At 51.6% G+C, this 16,646-nt stretch carries 18 protein-coding genes and 2 pseudogenes; 11 read left to right on the forward strand and 9 right to left on the reverse strand.

Going from position 1 to position 16,646, the window contains the following annotated elements; genetic code table 11:
- The 4 genes and pseudogenes from GZ1_RS18940 to GZ1_RS10365 all read left to right on the forward strand — a co-directional run.
- Nucleotides 1-165, forward strand: a pseudogene (locus tag GZ1_RS18940) (IS481 family transposase); the annotation flags it as partial.
- Nucleotides 158-958, forward strand: a complete 801-nt coding sequence (locus GZ1_RS10350) for an ExeA family protein (RefSeq protein WP_060788428.1) — start codon at nucleotides 158-160, stop codon at nucleotides 956-958. The pseudogene GZ1_RS18940 and the gene GZ1_RS10350, both read left to right, overlap by 8 nt.
- Before the next feature lie 902 nt (nucleotides 959-1,860).
- A complete protein-coding gene (locus GZ1_RS10360) occupies nucleotides 1,861-2,469 on the forward strand; it encodes an IS982 family transposase (protein WP_373278101.1) in 609 nt (202 codons plus the stop codon).
- Between the two features lie 241 nt (nucleotides 2,470-2,710).
- Nucleotides 2,711-3,958 (forward strand): MFS transporter, encoded by a 1,248-nt coding sequence (locus GZ1_RS10365; RefSeq protein WP_060788430.1) that lies wholly within the window; start codon nucleotides 2,711-2,713, stop codon nucleotides 3,956-3,958.
- 272 nt (nucleotides 3,959-4,230) lie between these two features.
- On the opposite strand, the gene GZ1_RS10370 is transcribed toward GZ1_RS10365, so the two are convergent.
- From GZ1_RS10370 to GZ1_RS10380, 3 genes are all read right to left on the reverse strand, one after another.
- On the reverse strand, nucleotides 4,231-5,193 hold the full coding sequence (locus tag GZ1_RS10370) for an Rpn/YhgA-type helix-turn-helix domain-containing protein (RefSeq protein ID WP_060788431.1): 963 nt from the start codon (nucleotides 5,191-5,193) through the stop codon (nucleotides 4,231-4,233).
- Nucleotides 5,194-5,473: 280 nt separating this feature from the next.
- Nucleotides 5,474-5,716: a DUF2584 domain-containing protein gene (locus GZ1_RS10375; protein WP_060788432.1), complete on the reverse strand. Its 243-nt coding sequence runs from the start codon at nucleotides 5,714-5,716 to the stop codon at nucleotides 5,474-5,476.
- Between the two features lie 92 nt (nucleotides 5,717-5,808).
- The gene (locus GZ1_RS10380; protein WP_060788433.1) at nucleotides 5,809-6,597 is read right to left on the reverse strand and encodes an alpha/beta hydrolase family protein; all 789 of its coding nucleotides are present in this window, start codon (nucleotides 6,595-6,597) and stop codon (nucleotides 5,809-5,811) included.
- 291 nt (nucleotides 6,598-6,888) lie between these two features.
- Between GZ1_RS10380 and GZ1_RS10385 the strand changes: the two genes are divergently transcribed.
- From GZ1_RS10385 to GZ1_RS10395, 3 genes are read left to right on the forward strand one after another with little or no spacing between them, the layout of a single operon-like run.
- Nucleotides 6,889-7,893: an ABC transporter substrate-binding protein gene (locus GZ1_RS10385; protein WP_060788434.1), complete on the forward strand. Its 1,005-nt coding sequence runs from the start codon at nucleotides 6,889-6,891 to the stop codon at nucleotides 7,891-7,893.
- Between the two features lie 18 nt (nucleotides 7,894-7,911).
- On the forward strand, nucleotides 7,912-8,703 hold the full coding sequence (locus tag GZ1_RS10390) for an ABC transporter ATP-binding protein (protein ID WP_060788435.1): 792 nt from the start codon (nucleotides 7,912-7,914) through the stop codon (nucleotides 8,701-8,703).
- Nucleotides 8,687-9,496 carry an ABC transporter permease gene (locus GZ1_RS10395; RefSeq protein WP_060788436.1) on the forward strand — a complete coding sequence of 270 codons (810 nt, stop codon included), beginning with the start codon at nucleotides 8,687-8,689 and terminating at the stop codon, nucleotides 9,494-9,496. Before GZ1_RS10390 ends, GZ1_RS10395 begins: the two co-directional genes overlap by 17 nt.
- A 124-nt stretch (nucleotides 9,497-9,620) precedes the next feature.
- Here GZ1_RS10395 and ytkD read toward each other — a convergent pair whose 3' ends face one another.
- The 4 genes from ytkD to GZ1_RS10415 form a co-directional block, all read right to left on the reverse strand.
- On the reverse strand, nucleotides 9,621-10,112 hold the full coding sequence (ytkD, locus tag GZ1_RS10400) for an RNA deprotection pyrophosphohydrolase (RefSeq protein ID WP_060788437.1): 492 nt from the start codon (nucleotides 10,110-10,112) through the stop codon (nucleotides 9,621-9,623).
- A gap of 58 nt (nucleotides 10,113-10,170) precedes the next feature.
- Entirely contained in the window at nucleotides 10,171-10,503 is a 333-nt protein-coding gene (locus tag GZ1_RS10405; RefSeq protein WP_041470577.1) for a hypothetical protein, read from the reverse strand.
- 61 nt (nucleotides 10,504-10,564) lie between these two features.
- Nucleotides 10,565-10,960: a phage holin family protein gene (locus GZ1_RS10410; protein WP_011232332.1), complete on the reverse strand. Its 396-nt coding sequence runs from the start codon at nucleotides 10,958-10,960 to the stop codon at nucleotides 10,565-10,567.
- A gap of 152 nt (nucleotides 10,961-11,112) precedes the next feature.
- Nucleotides 11,113-11,553: a Dps family protein gene (locus GZ1_RS10415; RefSeq protein WP_011232333.1), complete on the reverse strand. Its 441-nt coding sequence runs from the start codon at nucleotides 11,551-11,553 to the stop codon at nucleotides 11,113-11,115.
- Nucleotides 11,554-12,105: 552 nt separating this feature from the next.
- Between GZ1_RS10415 and ytzI the strand changes: the two genes are divergently transcribed.
- On the forward strand, nucleotides 12,106-12,267 hold the full coding sequence (gene ytzI, locus GZ1_RS18275) for a YtzI protein (protein ID WP_015375668.1): 162 nt from the start codon (nucleotides 12,106-12,108) through the stop codon (nucleotides 12,265-12,267).
- A 22-nt stretch (nucleotides 12,268-12,289) separates the two neighbouring features.
- On the opposite strand, the gene GZ1_RS10420 is transcribed toward ytzI, so the two are convergent.
- Nucleotides 12,290-12,766 carry an S-ribosylhomocysteine lyase gene (locus tag GZ1_RS10420; protein ID WP_011232335.1) on the reverse strand — a complete coding sequence of 159 codons (477 nt, stop codon included), beginning with the start codon at nucleotides 12,764-12,766 and terminating at the stop codon, nucleotides 12,290-12,292.
- 213 nt (nucleotides 12,767-12,979) lie between these two features.
- Here GZ1_RS10420 and yidD point away from each other — a divergent pair, with 213 nt between their 5' ends.
- From yidD to GZ1_RS19930, 3 genes and pseudogenes are all read left to right on the forward strand, one after another.
- Nucleotides 12,980-13,225 (forward strand): membrane protein insertion efficiency factor YidD, encoded by a 246-nt coding sequence (gene yidD, locus GZ1_RS10425; protein ID WP_011232336.1) that lies wholly within the window; start codon nucleotides 12,980-12,982, stop codon nucleotides 13,223-13,225.
- A gap of 103 nt (nucleotides 13,226-13,328) precedes the next feature.
- Nucleotides 13,329-14,315: a metal ABC transporter substrate-binding protein gene (locus GZ1_RS10430; protein ID WP_015375669.1), complete on the forward strand. Its 987-nt coding sequence runs from the start codon at nucleotides 13,329-13,331 to the stop codon at nucleotides 14,313-14,315.
- A gap of 48 nt (nucleotides 14,316-14,363) precedes the next feature.
- Nucleotides 14,364-14,492, forward strand: a pseudogene (locus GZ1_RS19930) (cytochrome d ubiquinol oxidase subunit II); the annotation flags it as partial.
- Nucleotides 14,493-14,597: 105 nt separating this feature from the next.
- Here GZ1_RS19930 and GZ1_RS10435 read toward each other — a convergent pair.
- A complete protein-coding gene (locus GZ1_RS10435; protein WP_060788453.1) occupies nucleotides 14,598-16,556 on the reverse strand; it encodes a beta-propeller fold lactonase family protein in 1,959 nt (652 codons plus the stop codon).
- Between the last annotated feature and the right edge of the window lie 90 nt (nucleotides 16,557-16,646).

Below are 16,646 nucleotides of genomic sequence, written 5' to 3' on the forward strand. Positions count from 1 at the left end.
CAATCGATTGAGCTCCGCTATGATGAACGAGGCGTCTATGTGTACAAAGATGGCAAACAGGTGGCAGAAGCCATTCGGGTGCGTTTGGAGGATAACGCCTATGTGAAGCGCCACCGGTCGCCGTTTGCGGCGGTTTCGGCGAAGGAGGGCGAACAGGATGTATAAAACGTTTTATTCCCTCTCGCGGGAGCCGTTTGCGAAAGAAACCGACCCGTCCGAGGCGTATCAAGGGGCGGCGTTTCAAGAAGCGCTGCAGGCGCTGGAGTACGTGAAACGAACCCGGGGGATCGGGCTGTTGATCGGAGAGCCGGGGGCGGGCAAGACGTTCGCCCTTCGGGCGCTGAAAGAGTCATTGAATCCATCATTGTATCATGTCGTCTACTTTCCGTTATCCACCGGAGGCGTGATGGATGTTTACCGTGGACTGGCCTTGGGATTAGGAGAGGAACCGAAGTACCGCAAGGTAGACCTCTTCCGCCAAATCCAGCAGGCGATCGAGCGTTTGTATCATGAACGACGGATTACCCCGGTGTTCATTTTGGACGAGATGCATTTCGCAAAGGATGCCTTTTTACAAGACATCGCCATCTTGTTCAACTTTGAGATGGATTCAACCAACCCATTTGTCTTGATTTTGGCCGGGTTGCCTCATTTACAGGGGAAGCTGCGGCTCAATCAGCACCGTCCTCTCGACCAGCGAATCATCATGCGATATCGGATGGGGCCGCTGGAGAAGGAAGAGGTGGCGGGCTACATCGAGCATCGGATGAAACAGGCCGGAGCGAAGCATCCAATCTTCACCCCATCGGCGTTAGAGGCGATTGCCCTGCAGTCACGGGGATGGCCTCGGGTGATCAACACGTTGGCCACGACGTGCCTGTTATACGGGCATCAGCTGAAAAAGGACGCCATTGACGAAGAAGTGGTGCGCATGGCCGCAGAGGAAATGGGGTATTAGCACGAAAGGGGCCGAATCGGCCTCTTTTGTGCTTTCTCTTTTCCATCGGTCCATCAGGCGCGTTGGAAATCTTCATCTGAAAGAGCGTGCAAACGTTCCGAAAGAATGTGCAAAATCCGGAACAATCCGCAAAAATTTTGCACATTATTTCCGAATCCGCCTGAAATAATTTGAAAAAGGGATTCTGAAATAATGTGTTAATTTACAACAGTGTATCAAATGTGTTTCTTTTATTGTCTATTTGTAGGGAGATAAAATACTGTTAATATGTTACTTTTTTACTATTAATTCATAAAGCCGTTTTGAACCAATATATACTACATGAATAGATAAATACATGAGGAACAAAAATAAGGAAACATAAAGGCGACCTTTATCTGTCATTACAATTTCATTAGACATAAGAGAATAAATCAAAACATAAAAATAGAAAAAGGCAAGCATCAGAAGTGCTTCAGAAAGAAAACCAAGAATTCTTTTCGAGCGGTTCAAGATTATAGAAAAAATCGTATCTACCACCCCTGTTATGACTAAAGTAGTTATAAAAAATTTTAGGATAATTTTGATAGAAGAAAAGGTTCCAAATGAATTAATACGGACATCGGTTGTCAACGAAATAAGATGCATTACTGAATAAAAAAGTAGGAAAGGCAACGAGATAATGGCTAAGCACATGAAGGATACAATTGTTATTGCAAAGATGTGATCTGAAACAGAATATTTATTTCTACCTTTTTCTTTTTTTATCATATACAAAATTCCCCTTTTTTATAAATTTATGTATTGGATAATATATCTTTACCCGTGGTGCTAGATAAACTCAAACAAGCATAAAAATAGCCCTTGCATGAGGATCTCCTGTAGAATGAAAGTGCGATCCAACATTCGAAAGGAGAATCCCCATGCAAGAGCACTTTCATTTTACTACAGATCGGGCCAAGATTCAAAAGCAATATGCCGCCATTTTCTTTTTTGTCTCCGCTCAACTGTCATTGATTCAGACGCATCTTCAACGCCGCAACCGCCATTTGGTAAAGCAAGAAGATGACGTGATCATAGCGATTCACATTTTGGGGAAGCTGCTTGGCTTTTCTTCCGAACGGGCATGGCATCGCTTTGTCACCGGAAATTTGTTCACAAACGGTCAGTTTCTCGAACGTTCCCGATACAACCGTCGTTGTCGGGCGCTGCGTTGGGCGATGAAATGGATCCGCCATGAGCTGGCGAAACGCGGCCAACATCATGCCTATGCCGTAGTCGACAGCTTGCCATTAGAGTTGTGCCATGCTGCGAGAATGCATCGTGTCAAACGGTTTCAAGGGATCGCCGACATCGGGTATTGCGCTTCCAAAAAGCAATGGTACTACGGGTTGAAACTGCACCTTCAAGTGACCGATCAAGGTTTGCCAATGGGATATGTGGTGACGGAAGCATCCTGCCACGATCGAATCGCAGCCGAAAGCGTGATGACCCAAATTCCTCATCCACCCGTGGTGCTAGTTGAGCGCTGATGCTCAACCAGCACCATAGGAATAAAAATGGACTCTAAACAGAATAAGGGGGAGGCTTCCATTGCTTCAGTATATCCATTCGCCTTTAGGAAATTGTTGAAAATCCATCCGCTTTCTTTCGCCTCCTCGCTTAGGGGCGCGACAAAAAGCTCGTTTTATCAAAAACTGAAGAGCTGGCTTTTGGTTCGTGTTTACGATTCCATTACCAATCGTTTCGATGATCAAAGAGAGGATTGAGGTCATGAAAAAGAAACCATTTCATTTCCTTTGGATCGGACAATCTTTCGCGAATTTCGGAGATGTGTTCTACATTGTTTCCGTTGTCTCTTGCCTATATCATTTGACATCGAAAGCCATGGCTGCCGCCTTAGTCCCTTTTTTCGTTACATTGTCGTTATTTATTAGTGGAATCGTCGCACCGATATTTTTCGAAAAATATAAACTAAAAACGTTATTGTCCTACGGACAACTGTGTAAAACATTTCTGCTGCTTTTTCTCTCGCTGTTTTTGCAATGGGGTGCGGAACATCACATTGCGATCGTTTACGTTTTTGTATCATTGATCGCTTTTTTAGACGGGATCAATAATCCGATTAAAAACTCCCTCGTTCCTTTTATCGTTTCCAAGGAGGAAATCTTGAAAGCCAACAGTTTTTTAAACACGTTAGACCAATTCATCAAACTTAGCGCATGGCCGATCGGGAGTTTGATTGTCAGTGCGGGATCGCCGTTCCTTTTAATCCATATCACCTTATTGTTCTATATCGTTTCAAGCATTCTCATGTTTCTGTTGCCTATACAAGAACATACAAAGAAGAATACGGTCCAAGACAAAGGCCTAAAGAACTTTCTCCTTTCGATCCGTCTAGGATGGGAATACACGTGGAGAAATGTGCACGCAAAATCGATTAGCTTCATGTCATTTTTTGAAGGAATCGGAAATGGCGTCTGGATTTCGGCCATCCTTTATATGTATGTGAAAGAACAATTACATGTAGGAGAGGAATGGTGGGGATATATTAACTCTGTTTTCTTTGGCGGCATGGTGATAGGGGGATTGTTAAGCGTTACGTTTAGTCAATCGGTTGAAAAAAACCAGCAATTTTTTGTATTGTTTGGCCCGTTTTGTATCGCTATTGTCACACTGTTATTTGGCACAACGACGCACGGTGCGCTGGCGCTTCTGTATTCCGCCCTGTACGGGATCATCGAACAATGGAAGCTGATCTGTCTTCAGACGATTCTTCAAAAAAATGCCCGGATGGACGCGCTGCCTCATGTTTTTGCCGTGCAGGGAGTCATTAGTTCCGTAACATTCGGAATTTCCACATTGTTAATGAGCTTTATCGCCGATGTTTACGGGATTCGTTTTTCATTTTATTTGTCTGTTTGCTGCTTTTTGATCAGCGGCTGGATCAGTTATCGTCAGCGGAAAATCTGGAGTTATAAGGAGAACCAAAAAGGAGAAATCACGGGAACTATTTTGTGAGCTCCCTCTGTAAATGATCACTTTATTTCAGAACAAAGCAAAGGAATCAGTCTTGCTTCATCATATGGCAGAGTGCAAACCGAAGGATTGTTTGCGCCCCTGCCTTTTCAACATTAGAATCAAAACGCCAATCGGGACGATGAACGTCGCCGACAAATTCTGTCAATAGACTTTACCCTCGATGGCCGTAAGGTTCGAACGCATAAAATGATTGTCGTCGATCCCCCGGGATTTTTGCACGATTGGAGGTCGACGACAATGCGAAGGCGGGTTTACTTCTTCAGCTGTTCAATCTTTTCCGCCGGCAGCCCGGTCAGCTCGTGGATCGTGTCGACATCGTACCCTTTCGCCAACATTTTCTTCGCGATGTCGATTTTCCCTTCCTCGATCCCTTTTTGACGTCCCTGTTCAATCCCTTGCTTCATCCCTTGCTTCATCCCTTGCTTTATTCCTTGTTTCAACCCTTGTTCGATTCCTTGTTTGACTCCTTGTTGAATGCCTTTCTCGATTCCCCGCTGTTCGTATGAGATGATGAGCTCCATCACTTGTTTCGCTTCCTTCGTCTCCATTTGGCTCACCTCGTTTCGCAGTTGGATTTCCTCCGCTTCGGACAACCGCAAATACGTTTCAAAAAACCCAAACAACAGCCGCTGCTTCGCCTCATCGAGCTCGAGGCGGACTAGCATGCGCAAAAACTCCTTTTTCACTTCCACCTTCTCGCTTTCATTATACCCCATTTTGCTTAACAAGGCGGCGGCAACCGGATTGTCACGGCGGATGTACTCGCGCCACGGCAGTTTGCGCAGTTCCACCGTCAGAAAGCGGAAGTCAAGAACCGTCAAAAATGGAAATTGAATCATCAATGAGGAAGGTTCGTCGTGGCGTTCGTCGTAGCTGAAGATGGCAATCGGGAGGATGCGGCGGCGGTGTTTTTGAAACAAGCGGCTGAAGTAGAGGAACATTCGCTCGGGGAACGTCCGCTGCTTATAGCTTTGATGTTCGACGTGAACGATGACGAGCCCGTCTTCCCCTTTTACCTTTGTTTCGACCAACAAGTCGACGCGGTGCTTCTCCCCGGCTGTCACGTCGGTGAACAGCTCTTCGGAGAGGAAAGAGAGATGGTGAACGTCGATGTGCTCGTACACGTCAGGAAAGAAAAGAAGCAAAAAGTCTTCGAAAAACGTCGACAGCAGCTCCTTGAACAACCGGTCGTGATCGATTCGCTGTTTGGCCACGTTTTCCCTCCTTGCGGCATCGAATTCATCGTATGATATTCGCTCTCCGCGGCCAAACTCCTTCTCCTCCCCCCTACTTTTTTTATGGTATGATCAAACGTCGCACAGGAAGTCCTCAAGCAAAGGCTATTTTTATGCTTGTCTGAATCGGCCTGACGCCACAAGTTAACTATAGACGGAAAAAACTTGAGCCAAGAGCGCAAACCGTTCTTCCGTTTGCGCTCCTGTCCGATGAACCCGTTCAGCTCTCATTCAGCCGCTTCGTGGTGTGCAGCCTCGTTCAATTCGTCGAATACAGGCTGACGAGCTCATACGTCACCGTCGTCCGGCTGTCTTTCCACTCAAGCTTTTTCACGACCGCGATGCCGCTCGCTTCGCTTTGTACGGTCCGACGCACTTCAAGCGGCACGTCGAGCGGATACAAGCGGTATCCGTCTTTTTCCAGCACAAACACATTTCCTTGAACGCGCTGTTCCTTCCCTTTGGTCACAATGACCGTCTGCACTTCCATCGGCATGCCCATATGATTTCAACCTCCTTGGCACCCCATCGATTCGTTGGCGGCCGCGCCGCCACCCGAGCGGCGCGCGCAGCCGCCCCTCTAGTTGTATCGTATCACATTGTCAGCTGTTGTTTCATCCATTCCGTGAGCCTTTGCACCGTCTCGCGATTGGCTTGCGGCGGAAAATAGTGGGTGAACTCAGGGAAGTACCAAGCCGTGACCGGTTTGCCGAGCTGCTTCAGCCGCCGCTCAAGCCGATAGGCGTGCTCAATCGATACGTTCTCATCGCGCCCGCCGTGGATGATGAGCACCGGGGCTTGGAGCCGCTCGAGATAATAAAGCGGGGTTCGATGCCGGTAGCGCTCCGGGCATTTGTTCGGCGTCCCGCCGATGACGCGCTTCATCATTCGCCGCAAGTCAGGCCGCTCCCAATACGTAAGCTCCAGATCCGCCACCCCTCCCCAGACCGCCACCGAACAGACCCCCTCGGCCATTAGGGCGGCATGGAGCGCCATCGCCCCGCCGCGGGAGAAGCCGAACATGTGAACGCGCCCGGGATGGACGAGCGGATGGCGGCGAAGGAGATAAAACCCAGCAAGCGCGTCATAACGGTCGTCGCCGGCGAAATCTTCGTTTCCTTCTCCGCCCCCATTGCCGCGGTAAAGCGGAGCGAAGACGACAAACCCTTGCGAAGCGAATTGGACAAGGCGCGGCACTCGCACCTGCCCCACATTTTTAATCCCGCCGCGCAAATACAAGAAGCCGTCATACACCTTATTTTGTTTCGGCGCCGCTAAAAATCCTTTCACCTTCAGCCCTTGGGACATATAGGTGACAAAGAACACATCGATTCCCGGATGCGGCGACGGAAACCGGTATTGGTCGATGATGTCCCCGTCCATACGCCTGCCTCCTTCCTATGCGAAAACAGATGATGCGAACCACCCGTCATCATCCCCCAACGCCTTCTTTCATTAGGACAAGTGGGGATGTCCGACTGCCTCGCCGCTCTTGCATGCCTCCCCTTGGCCGAGCGTCATCTTGAAAAAGCCCTGGAGCGCGAGGAGCGTCCCGACCGCCGCCCGTTCTCGGCTGACCGCCCATTTTTTCTAGGCATTCACACATTTTTGCTGCGTGCATACGATAAGGTGAAACCACGGTTTACCGCATGCGAACCAAGGGGGTTAACGAACATGAAAAAATGGGCCGTATGGTTATGCTCGCTTCTCTTGCTTTTGCCGCTTTCCGCCTGCACGAATGACGGGGGCCAAAGCGAAAAGCCGCTCAAAAAAGTGCGGCTCGCCGAAGTGACGCACTCGATTTTTTACGCGCCGCAGTACGTCGCCCTGGCAAAAGGCTTCTTTCAAGAAGAGGGGCTGGATGTCGAACTGACGACGACATGGGGCGGCGACAAAACGATGACGACGCTGCTTTCCGGCGGCGCGGACATCGCCCTTGTCGGCTCGGAAACATCCATTTATGTCTATGCGCAAGGGACGGACGATCCGGTCATCAATTTCGCGCAGCTCACGCAAACCGACGGGACGTTTCTTGTTTCCCGCGAGAAAATCGACCACTTTACATGGGAGATGCTGAAAGGAAGCACGTTCCTCGGCCAACGGAAAGGCGGCATGCCGCAAATGGTCGGCGAGTTTGTGCTGAAAAAACACGGCATTGACCCGCATCAAGATTTGAAGCTGATCCAAAACGTTGATTTCGCCAATATCGCCAACGCCTTTGCGAGCGGGACGGGCGATTTCGTCCAGCTGTTTGAACCGACGGCGAGCATTTTTGAACAAGAAGGAAAAGGCTATATCGTCGCTTCATTCGGCACCGAATCCGGGCGCGTGCCGTACACGTCGTATATGGCGAAACGAAGCTACATCAAAGCGAACAAAGACGTCATTGAAAAATTTACGCGCGCGATCTACAAAGCGCAGCAATGGGTCGAATCGCACAGCGCCGCCGAGATCGCGAAAGCTATTCAGCCGTATTTCAAAGACACCGATTTGGCTTTGATCGAAAAAGTCGTCGACCGGTACAAAAGCCAAGGGACCTACGCGACCGATCCGATTTTGGATGAAGAAGAATGGAACAACTTGCAAACCATTATGGCCGAAGCCGGCGAGCTGCCGAAGCGCATCGACCTGAACACGCTTGTTGATTCGTCGTTTGCCAAAAGCGCGATGAACAAGTGACGAAAGCGGGTGAACGAAATGTTTCTTGTCATCGACCGCCTCTCGCACACGTATTTGACAAAAACGACCGCTGTCACTGCACTCGATGATGTGTCGCTGTCCGTCGAGAAAGGGGAGTTCGTCTCCTTTCTCGGCCCTAGCGGCTGCGGCAAAACGACGCTGCTTTCGATCATCGCCGGATTGATCGAACCAACGGAAGGGGCGGTGCTCATAGAAGGCGAACCGCTCTGGTCGGGCGGATCGGACGCCCAAACGGCGCGGCGCGCGGTCGGCTACATGCTTCAGCAAGACTACCTATTCCCATGGAAAACGATCGAAGAAAACATCCTTCTCGGCTTAAAAATGACTAGAACGCTAACTGCTCAAACCAAAGAACGGGCGCTCGCTCTGCTGGCGGAGATCGGCCTAGCCGGCGTCGAGTCGTATTACCCGAGCCAGCTGTCCGGCGGCATGCGCCAGCGTGCGGCGCTCGTGCGCACGTTGGCGACCGACCCGAAGCTGCTTTTGCTTGATGAACCGTTTTCCGCCCTCGATCAACAAACAAAGCTGAAACTGGAAGAACTCGTTTGGAAGACGTTAAAACAATACGAAAAAACAGCGGTGCTCGTCACCCATGACATCGAAGAAGCCATCGCCATGAGCGATCGCATTTTCTTGTTTTCACCGCGCCCTGGGCGCCTTGTGCGGACGTTTGTCATCCCGGATGAACTGCGCGGCCGCCCGCCGCTTGCCGCCCGCCAGCATCCGGCGTTTTCGCCATTGTTCCAATCCATTTGGAAGGAGATGGAGGACCTTGAAGCCGCTCCATGATCGCATCGAATCGCTGCACCGTGAATACCTCGCCGCATTGCGTAAAGAGCGGCGGGTGATCCGCCTTTGGCAGACGGCGCTGCTTGTCGCCTTTTTCGCCGTCTGGGAAGCGGCGAGCCGCTTCCATTGGGTCGATCCGCTCCTATTCAGTTCGCCGTCCGCCATCGCCAAGCTGTTTGGCGAAAAACTTGGCGATCATTCGCTGTTTGTCCACACGTGGGCGACATTGTTTGAAACGTTGCTCGGCTTTCTTATCGGTACCACCGGCGGGGCGCTCATCGGCGCGGTCCTTTGGTGGTTTCCGCGCCTGGCGAAAACGCTCGATCCGTATTTGGTCGTCTTCAACGCCATGCCAAAAGTCGCCCTCGGGCCGATTTTGATCGTCGCTCTCGGACCGGGATTTACGTCCATCATCGCCATGGGCGTCGTCATTTCCATCATCATCACGACGATTGTCGTCTATTCGGCGTTCCAAGAAGTTGACCCGAACTATTTGAAAGTGCTGCGGACGTTCGGCGCCACCCGCTACCAATGCTTTAAAGAGGCGGTGCTGCCGGCGTCGTTCCCGGCGATCATTTCGACGTTGAAAGTGAACGTCGGCCTCGCTTGGGTCGGTGTCATCACCGGAGAGTTTCTCGTCTCCAAGCAAGGGCTTGGGTATTTAATCATTTACGGCTTCCAAGTGTTCAACTTCACGCTCGTATTGATGAGCCTGCTCATTGTCGCTTTGTTGTCGACTGTTATGTACCAACTTGTTGCCATCGTCGAGAAAAAATGGGGCAGCCGTCGTTAAGAGACGTTCGTAAACGATCGACGGGCGTCTCTTTTCATTCCTGACGTCGGGCCGGCATCCGCCCATCCCCCCTTGGCTTCTTCCTTCATGGAACCGGATGACCAACAAAAGCCGTCTAAAATCATCACCGTTCTCCGCTTCTTTCCCCTCGGCTGATCAGTCCGCGCTGTTTCAACTCGGCAAGCGAAAGCGAAAGGACATCGTCTTTCATGATATAGCTGAACCGTTCATCCGTGCGGATGTCATCCGGCAGCGCCTCAAGCAGCACCGGGCCGTTCGTTTCCAAATACGACCCCCGCTCGACGAGCGCAGCGATGTCGGCAAAATAAATGTTTTTCACGATATCCGGCTCCACTTTATATTGGCCGATGTATTCGAGCCGGCCGACGATTCCCCCCGTTTCTTCCATCACTTCGCGGACCGCGGCTTCCGCCGCTGTTTCCCGTTCTTCCACCTTGCCGCCGGGAAACTCAAGGCCGCGGCGCGGATGATCCGTCAACAGCCATCGCCCGCCATAGCGGCAAATGACCCATACATGCCCGGGGGAGGGGGAAAACGGATGATCCGCAAAGGCCAGCCGAACGCGATGTCCGTAATAATCGCGAAATTCATGCATCGGACTCTCCCCTTTCCTCTCCCCATTATACAGAAAAACGCCGCTCGACTCGCGGCGTTTACTCTTCTTTTTCGTCCGGGAGAATGCCCATCGAGCGGATGTGCGCTTTCGCTTCGTCGTTGCCGAGCTCATAAATCATTTTGTAAATGTCGACCATCGTCCGGTCGTACGCATCGTTTTCCCGATCATAGTGGTATTGGATGTACGGCACATGGGTGCGCCAAAACGCCTGCCAGTCGGTGGAGTAGTTTTGGTCAAAATACTCGCGCAGGCGTGCGATTTCCTCGTCGGTCGCCTCAATTTGAAAGTCCCACGGCGATGCCGTTTTCAACTGGGAAATTTCCCCGTGCGCCATTGAGACGTAATACGTCTTTTTTTGTTCATCTGCCACCTTCATCCACTCCTTCTTTTGCTCTTTTTGCTTAGTGTGGGGCAATCGGGGAAAACTATGCTCATTTTATTTCATCTTTCAACAGCTCGATCGCCTTGCGCAGCACGGACGGGATCGGAACGCCCGCCCGGCCGGCGTTTTCCACAATCGAGATAAACTCATTGGCGATATAGAAAAAAATGATCGCATCGCGGATGACATGCATGTTCCATCCAATGGCCAAATCGACGAGATGCGATGCCGCCACCAGAATGAAAATCAACAGTTTGCGGATGATGCCGCGAAAGCCGACTTGACTTGATAGCTTGCCTTCAACCGCGCTGGCGGCGATGCCGGTGAGGTAGTCGACAATGACCAAAGCAAGCAAAATCACGACAAATGAGTCCACGCTGCCGACAAACAGCGACAAAAACGAACCGAACAGCGACACGGCAACCATCGGGATCGGCTTGTTCACGCTCCCCCCTCCTTGAACATAGGATACGCGTAACTATCGTATGCCCGGTGAGGAGAACGCGACGCGGCGCATTCCCTAAAAAATCGCCCTTTTTCGACAAAGACAGGACAAAGCAAAAGGCCGTCCCCCGGCCTGAGGACAGCCTCCTCTTCTTATCGTCCTAAGAACGATTTCAACATCCAGACGTGTTTTTCCAAGCTGCGATGAATGCCAAGCAGCATATCCCCCGTCGTTTCATCGTTCACTTCATCCGCCAGCTGCATGCCTTCTTTCAATTCGCCGATCATCGTTTCAAAGTCGCCGACAATCGAAGCGACCATTTGCTCCGCCGTTTCCGTCCCGGCTGCTTCTTTGACGGACGCCTGCTTGAGGCAGTCTTTCATCGTCGCCACAGGCTTGCCACCCAAGGCCAACAGCCGCTCGGCCAGTGCGTCAATGTGGGTCGCGGCTTCGTTGTACAGCTCTTCGAATTTTTCATGCAGCGTGAAAAACTGCGGCCCGGTGACATACCAATGATAGTTGTGCAATTTCACGTACAACACAGTCCAGTTGGCGATTTGCTTGTTGACAAGATCGATCAGTCGAGTTGTCATCCTCTCACTCCTCCTTATGGTTCTTGTACCCAGCTGGCTTGTTGGTCAACTACCCCCACTTCGCGAACGCTTGAAGTGGGGGCTTGCAACTCCCCAGAAGTGCGAGCGGACTTCGTCCTCCTTCCTTGACTTGGGGTTGCATCAGGGGCAGGTTGACAACTGCCCAACGATGCAGGTCATGCCTGCATCGTTGCCGATTCTCTCGGTGTGTCTGTTGGCAGTACTTGGCTTCCACACACAACAGACGGACCTACGCTCGATGTTTTACGGTTGCAACGTTTCCTGCAACCAACCCCATCCATCGAGCAGCCGTGATTGGAGTGCCTTTATTGAACAGTTTTCTCCACGCCTTTATTCGATCATACACAAAAGAAAGGGGGAACGCGCATTCCTCTCCCACTTACTCCCTTTGGTCGTTGAGTGGGAGTCTCCTGCGCGAAATAGAGATGAAACATGGAAAACGTGTCGATGGATAGCTTACCCGATTTCACCGGAAATATGAACGCCAGCTCTGCCAGATATGGTATAATAAAAAGAAAAAAGGCGGGCGTCATGATGTACTGGACCTTGATCGTTTGCCTCATCATCGCCGCTGTCGTTCTCGTGCTGGCGGTCGTCACGACGTCCAAAGCGTATGCCTACAAGCATACGGTCGATCCGCACCCGAATGAACACGGCGGCGAACAACAAGCCGGCCCGAAGCAGCCGCAGTAGCGGCGCGGGGCTGGCTTGTTCATCAACCAAACACCTTTTTCAACTCTTCTTTCTCTTGCGAAAGCCAAAAGCGCATCAGCTGTTTGGCCGCCTCTAGATCATGCAGCTTCGCTTGGCCGCATTGCCGCTCGGTCGCGGCTGGCACTTCCGTCGCGGCGAGCGCGTCCTTCATGGCTTCTTCCAACAAATCAATGATCTCGTCCACGGTCGGCGAGCCGCTCACGACAAGATAAAACCCGGTTTGGCAACCCATAGGCGAGATGTCGATAATATCGAAATGATCATATTTGGCCGCATGTCGGCGCAGCGTATACGCCAACAGATGTTCGAGCGTATGAATCGCGGCCGGGTCCATCGCTTCTTTGTTCGGCTGGCAAAAGCGAATGTCAAACTTATTGACGACGCCGTCACTGCCGACTTTGTGAACGCCGCAATGCCGAACGTACGGCGCTTTGACCGCGCAATGGTCCAATTCAAAGCTTTCCACCGGTGAAGGCATGTCAATCACTCCTAGCTATTTTGATCCTCTTTCTTTATCATAACCAAAACGAGGGGCGTCCCGCATCTTTTTTGCCTCTCGCTTGGCGTCTATGCCCAAAAAGCAAGGTCTGGGCGAGCGCCCCCATTCCGAGCGAACGACAGTCGTTTTGCTTGAACAAAAGAAAGGTTTGTTCTATTGTAATCATGATGATCACAGAAAGGAGAACTGGGCATGGGCCAATGGCTGATTTGGTGCATCCGCTTTTATCAACGCTTCCTTTCTCCGCTCAAGCCGCCGACATGCCGCTTTTATCCGACCTGCTCGAACTATGGCATCGAAGCGATCCGGCGCTTTGGCGCCATAAAAGGGGGATGGCTGACGGCGAAGCGCATTTTGAAATGCCATCCGTTCCATCCGGGCGGTTTTGATCCCGTTCCTGAATCATCAGAACACGCGAAAAGAAACAAAATCACTTAATGGCCTTGCCATTTGCTTTATTTTTTTGTATGATCGATCTTGTAAATCGTAATGATTACGATATAATAAATGCGGACATCTTGATTCCAGAAAGGAGTTCAACATGAGAGCAACGTCCATCATTTTGTCTTTCCTTTTGGCGACGAGCGCCTTGCTATACGGCTGTCAATCGAAGCCAGAAACAAAAGAGGGCCAAACATCGAACGATCAGCTAACGATTTATACAACCGTCTATCCGCTTGAAGACTTTACGAAAAAAATCGGCGGCGACGCCGTGAACGTCAAAAGCGTTTACCCGCCGGGAGTGGAAGCCCATACGTTCGAACCGACAACCAAAACCGTGCAGCAGATTGCCGATGCGGACGCCTTCATTTACATTGGCCACGGGATGGAACCGTTCGCCGAAAAACTGCAGGAAACATTACAAAATGAGCACGTCCGATTTCTCGTTGCTACAAACGGCATCGAATTGCTTGAATCGAACCATGAACAGGAGCATGCGCATGGCGAAGGGCACAAAGACGAACACGGAGAGGGACATGAGAAAGAACATGGCCATGAACACGGAGACAAAGATCCTCACGTATGGCTTGACCCCATCCGCTCCATTGCGATCGCCAAGAACATCCGCGATTTGCTGATTGAACTGAAACCTGAAAAAAAAGACCTGTTTATGCAAAACTTTGAAACGTTAAAGATGAAACTCGAGCGCCTTGACGGGCAATTCCGTTCAACAGTGGAGAAAGCTCCTAGAAAAGAGATACTCGTTTCCCATCAAGCCTACGGATATTGGGAAGACCGCTACGGAATCAAACAGCTGAGCGTTTCCGGGCTTTCTCCGAGCAACGAACCATCGCAAAAAGAGCTGACTCAGCTCATCCAGACAGCCAAACAGCATCACATCCGCTATGTCATTTTCGAACAAAATGTTCATCCCAAAACGGCGGAAGTGATTCAGAACGAAATCGGCGCCAAGCCGCTCCGTCTGCATAACTTGGAATCGCTGACCGATGAAGATCGAAAAGCCCACAAAGATTACTTTTCCCTTATGGCCGAGAATCTCCGCGTGCTGCAAAAAGCCCTTCATTGAAATACAACCGCCTGCCTCTTTCGATTGAGGCAGGCGGTTTCGTTTCCTTTTCCCCATCCGGATACATTCCGGGCGCTGTTTGCCTCCTACATCGTGGGCTTTCTCATTTTGTTTCCCGGCTTCGTCTATTTCTGGCGTTTGTTTATGCACGATAAGCGCTATGTACGGCCAAAATAACAAGGAAAAAGGTGTCCCCAACACGCGTGGGACACCTTCCTTTATGACGTGCGATCTTCTGTCCTGCAGAAAGAAAAGCCACCTTTTCCTCACCCATCACTCTCACTATTGCAGCGAGCGGACATAGGCCGCAATGGCCGCAATTTCTCCCGGCGTCAATGTTTGCACTTCTTTCGTCCGATGGCGCCGGATTGCTTCCTCGATCGTTTTCGCGCTGCCGTCATGCAAATACGGGGCTGTCGCCCATACGCCGCGCAGCGTCGGCGTATCCCACTGCTTGGGCGTCCGCGGGTTTGTGAACCGGGCGCGGGCGTCGCCTTTGGAGGCGCGGTCCTTCGGATTGGCCGTGCCGATATCGTGCAAGTAGGCGGTATTGGCAGTCGTCAATTTCCCGTCCGGCCCGACCGCCTTGACGCTGTCGGTGAAATACTCGCCCCCATGGCAGCTTAAGCAATTCCCTTTCCCGTTAAACAGGCGCTCCCCTTCCTTCGCTTCCGCCGTCAAGCTGCCGTCGCGGTTCCGGTACGGGCTTTTCGGCACGGGGAACGAGCGCGGGTCGTTCAAGTAGGCGAGAATGGCGTCAAACATATGCTGGACGTTCGGCGGCAGCGGCTTGGACGGGTCGATCGCCGTCATGCCGCCCATCTCGCCTTGCACGGTATGAATGTAGTCGGTAAAATCGTCGCGCGACCCATCCCACATAAACAGCCCGGTTTTCGTCGCCAAAATATTGCTCGGCACGTTGCGCGGCCCTTTCGCCGTCATGAGCGTCAAGCCGTTGATGTCGCCGTCGCTATGGCACGAAGCGCAGCTCATCCAATTGTTCCCTGTGATGTTGATGGCAAACTCGTCGCTGTTGGCGCTGTAAAAGATCGTTTTTCCTTCACGCACGAGCGGGGAGAGCGAATCTTTCGCAATGAGGCGGATCGTGCCATCTTCCTGCTTCGCTTTCGCATATGGGCTTTTTCCTCCGGTTTTGATCACGGCCAAATCATGGCTCATGGCGTTGTGGACGTAAAGCGTCTTCCCATCCGGCGAAATCGCGATCCCGCGCGGATTGTTGCCGTGGATGCGGCGCAAAATTTGCGTCGCCTTGCCGCCGCGTCGCAAGTCAAAGACGACGAGGTCCTCGCTTCCAGACATGACCGCGTACGCTTTGCCGCCGTCCGGGGAAAACGCCACATCGTACGGATTGGAGACGATGATCGTCTCGTTATGAACATCCGTGACATTGATCGCGGCAAACAGCTCTTTCCGCTCGTCCGGCAACTCAACGTCTTTCGTCACATCAATGACCGAGATGGCCGGAAAGACCGTTTCCTCAAATTGGATCGGCGTATCGATGTTCGTCAATAAGTGCGGAATATACGCTTTTTTGCCGTCCGAGGCGATGACGATTTGCTCAAGCGTGTTCGGAACGCCTTGGCTCTTTTTTCGATCGGCTTTGTCCGGCGACGGGGCGAGGGCGATTTCCTTGACCGCCCGCCGTTTCTTTGTGTCAATCACGGTGACTTTGGCCGCCAAATATTGCGTCACGTACAGCTTCCTTCCGTCCGCTGTCAGCGCCAGCGCCCGCGGCCGATCGCCCGCTTGGATGTCTTTCGTCCGCTTCCCGCTCTCGGCGTCAAACACCGAGACCGTGCCCGAGCGGTAGTTGGCGACATATACTTCCGCCCCATCCGGACTGGTGACGATGCCGAACGGCTCGATCCCCGTTTTCCAACGGTCGACGACTTTCCGCTTGTCAAGCGATACGACGTCCACTTCATCATCGTACATGCAGGAAACATACAGTGTCCGTCCATCCGGGCTGAGCGCCAGCTGGCGCGGTTCGCGGCCGACGGGAATTTCCGCTTCCTTCGTTTTCGTTTTCGCGTTGATGATTGTCACTGTATCCACATCGATGTTGGCGGTGTAGACATAGCGCCCGTCGCTGCTTACGGCGATGTTGTCGCCGTGCGCCGGGGCATGTCTGACCACTTTCGGCTGCTCATGCCATGCCTTTTCGTCCTGACAGCCGGCCAACAGCGTGGCGATCGCCGCGGCGAACCACCATTTTCGCATTTCAATATTCCCCCGTTTTTTCACGAAAATGATAACCATCCTCAATTTTACAAAGAAAAGCGGCGAATCTCAATCGTATTCGCCGCTTTC

Origin of the sequence: Geobacillus zalihae NBRC 101842 (assembly GCF_001544135.1) — a bacterium.
GTDB lineage: Bacteria > Bacillota > Bacilli > Bacillales > Anoxybacillaceae > Geobacillus > Geobacillus zalihae.

Excerpts from the sequence above, each read along its gene's own strand:
- GZ1_RS10350 (WP_060788428.1), top strand. The coding sequence starts at position 158 with ATGTATAAAACGTTTTATTCCCTCTCGCGGGAGCCGTTTGCGAAAGAA.
- GZ1_RS10360 (WP_373278101.1), top strand. The coding sequence starts at position 1,861 with ATGCAAGAGCACTTTCATTTTACTACAGATCGGGCCAAGATTCAAAAG.
- GZ1_RS10365 (WP_060788430.1), top strand. The coding sequence starts at position 2,711 with ATGAAAAAGAAACCATTTCATTTCCTTTGGATCGGACAATCTTTCGCG.
- GZ1_RS10375 (WP_060788432.1), bottom strand. The coding sequence starts at position 5,716 with ATGGGCATGCCGATGGAAGTGCAGACGGTCATTGTGACCAAAGGGAAG.
- GZ1_RS10380 (WP_060788433.1), bottom strand. The coding sequence starts at position 6,597 with ATGGACGGGGACATCATCGACCAATACCGGTTTCCGTCGCCGCATCCG.
- GZ1_RS10385 (WP_060788434.1), top strand. The coding sequence starts at position 6,889 with ATGAAAAAATGGGCCGTATGGTTATGCTCGCTTCTCTTGCTTTTGCCG.
- GZ1_RS10390 (WP_060788435.1), top strand. The coding sequence starts at position 7,912 with ATGTTTCTTGTCATCGACCGCCTCTCGCACACGTATTTGACAAAAACG.
- ytkD (WP_060788437.1), bottom strand. The coding sequence starts at position 10,112 with ATGCATGAATTTCGCGATTATTACGGACATCGCGTTCGGCTGGCCTTT.
- GZ1_RS10415 (WP_011232333.1), bottom strand. The coding sequence starts at position 11,553 with ATGACAACTCGACTGATCGATCTTGTCAACAAGCAAATCGCCAACTGG.
- ytzI (WP_015375668.1), top strand. The coding sequence starts at position 12,106 with ATGATGTACTGGACCTTGATCGTTTGCCTCATCATCGCCGCTGTCGTT.
- GZ1_RS10420 (WP_011232335.1), bottom strand. The coding sequence starts at position 12,766 with ATGCCTTCACCGGTGGAAAGCTTTGAATTGGACCATTGCGCGGTCAAA.
- yidD (WP_011232336.1), top strand. The coding sequence starts at position 12,980 with ATGGGCCAATGGCTGATTTGGTGCATCCGCTTTTATCAACGCTTCCTT.
- GZ1_RS10430 (WP_015375669.1), top strand. The coding sequence starts at position 13,329 with ATGAGAGCAACGTCCATCATTTTGTCTTTCCTTTTGGCGACGAGCGCC.
- GZ1_RS10435 (WP_060788453.1), bottom strand. The coding sequence starts at position 16,556 with ATGCGAAAATGGTGGTTCGCCGCGGCGATCGCCACGCTGTTGGCCGGC.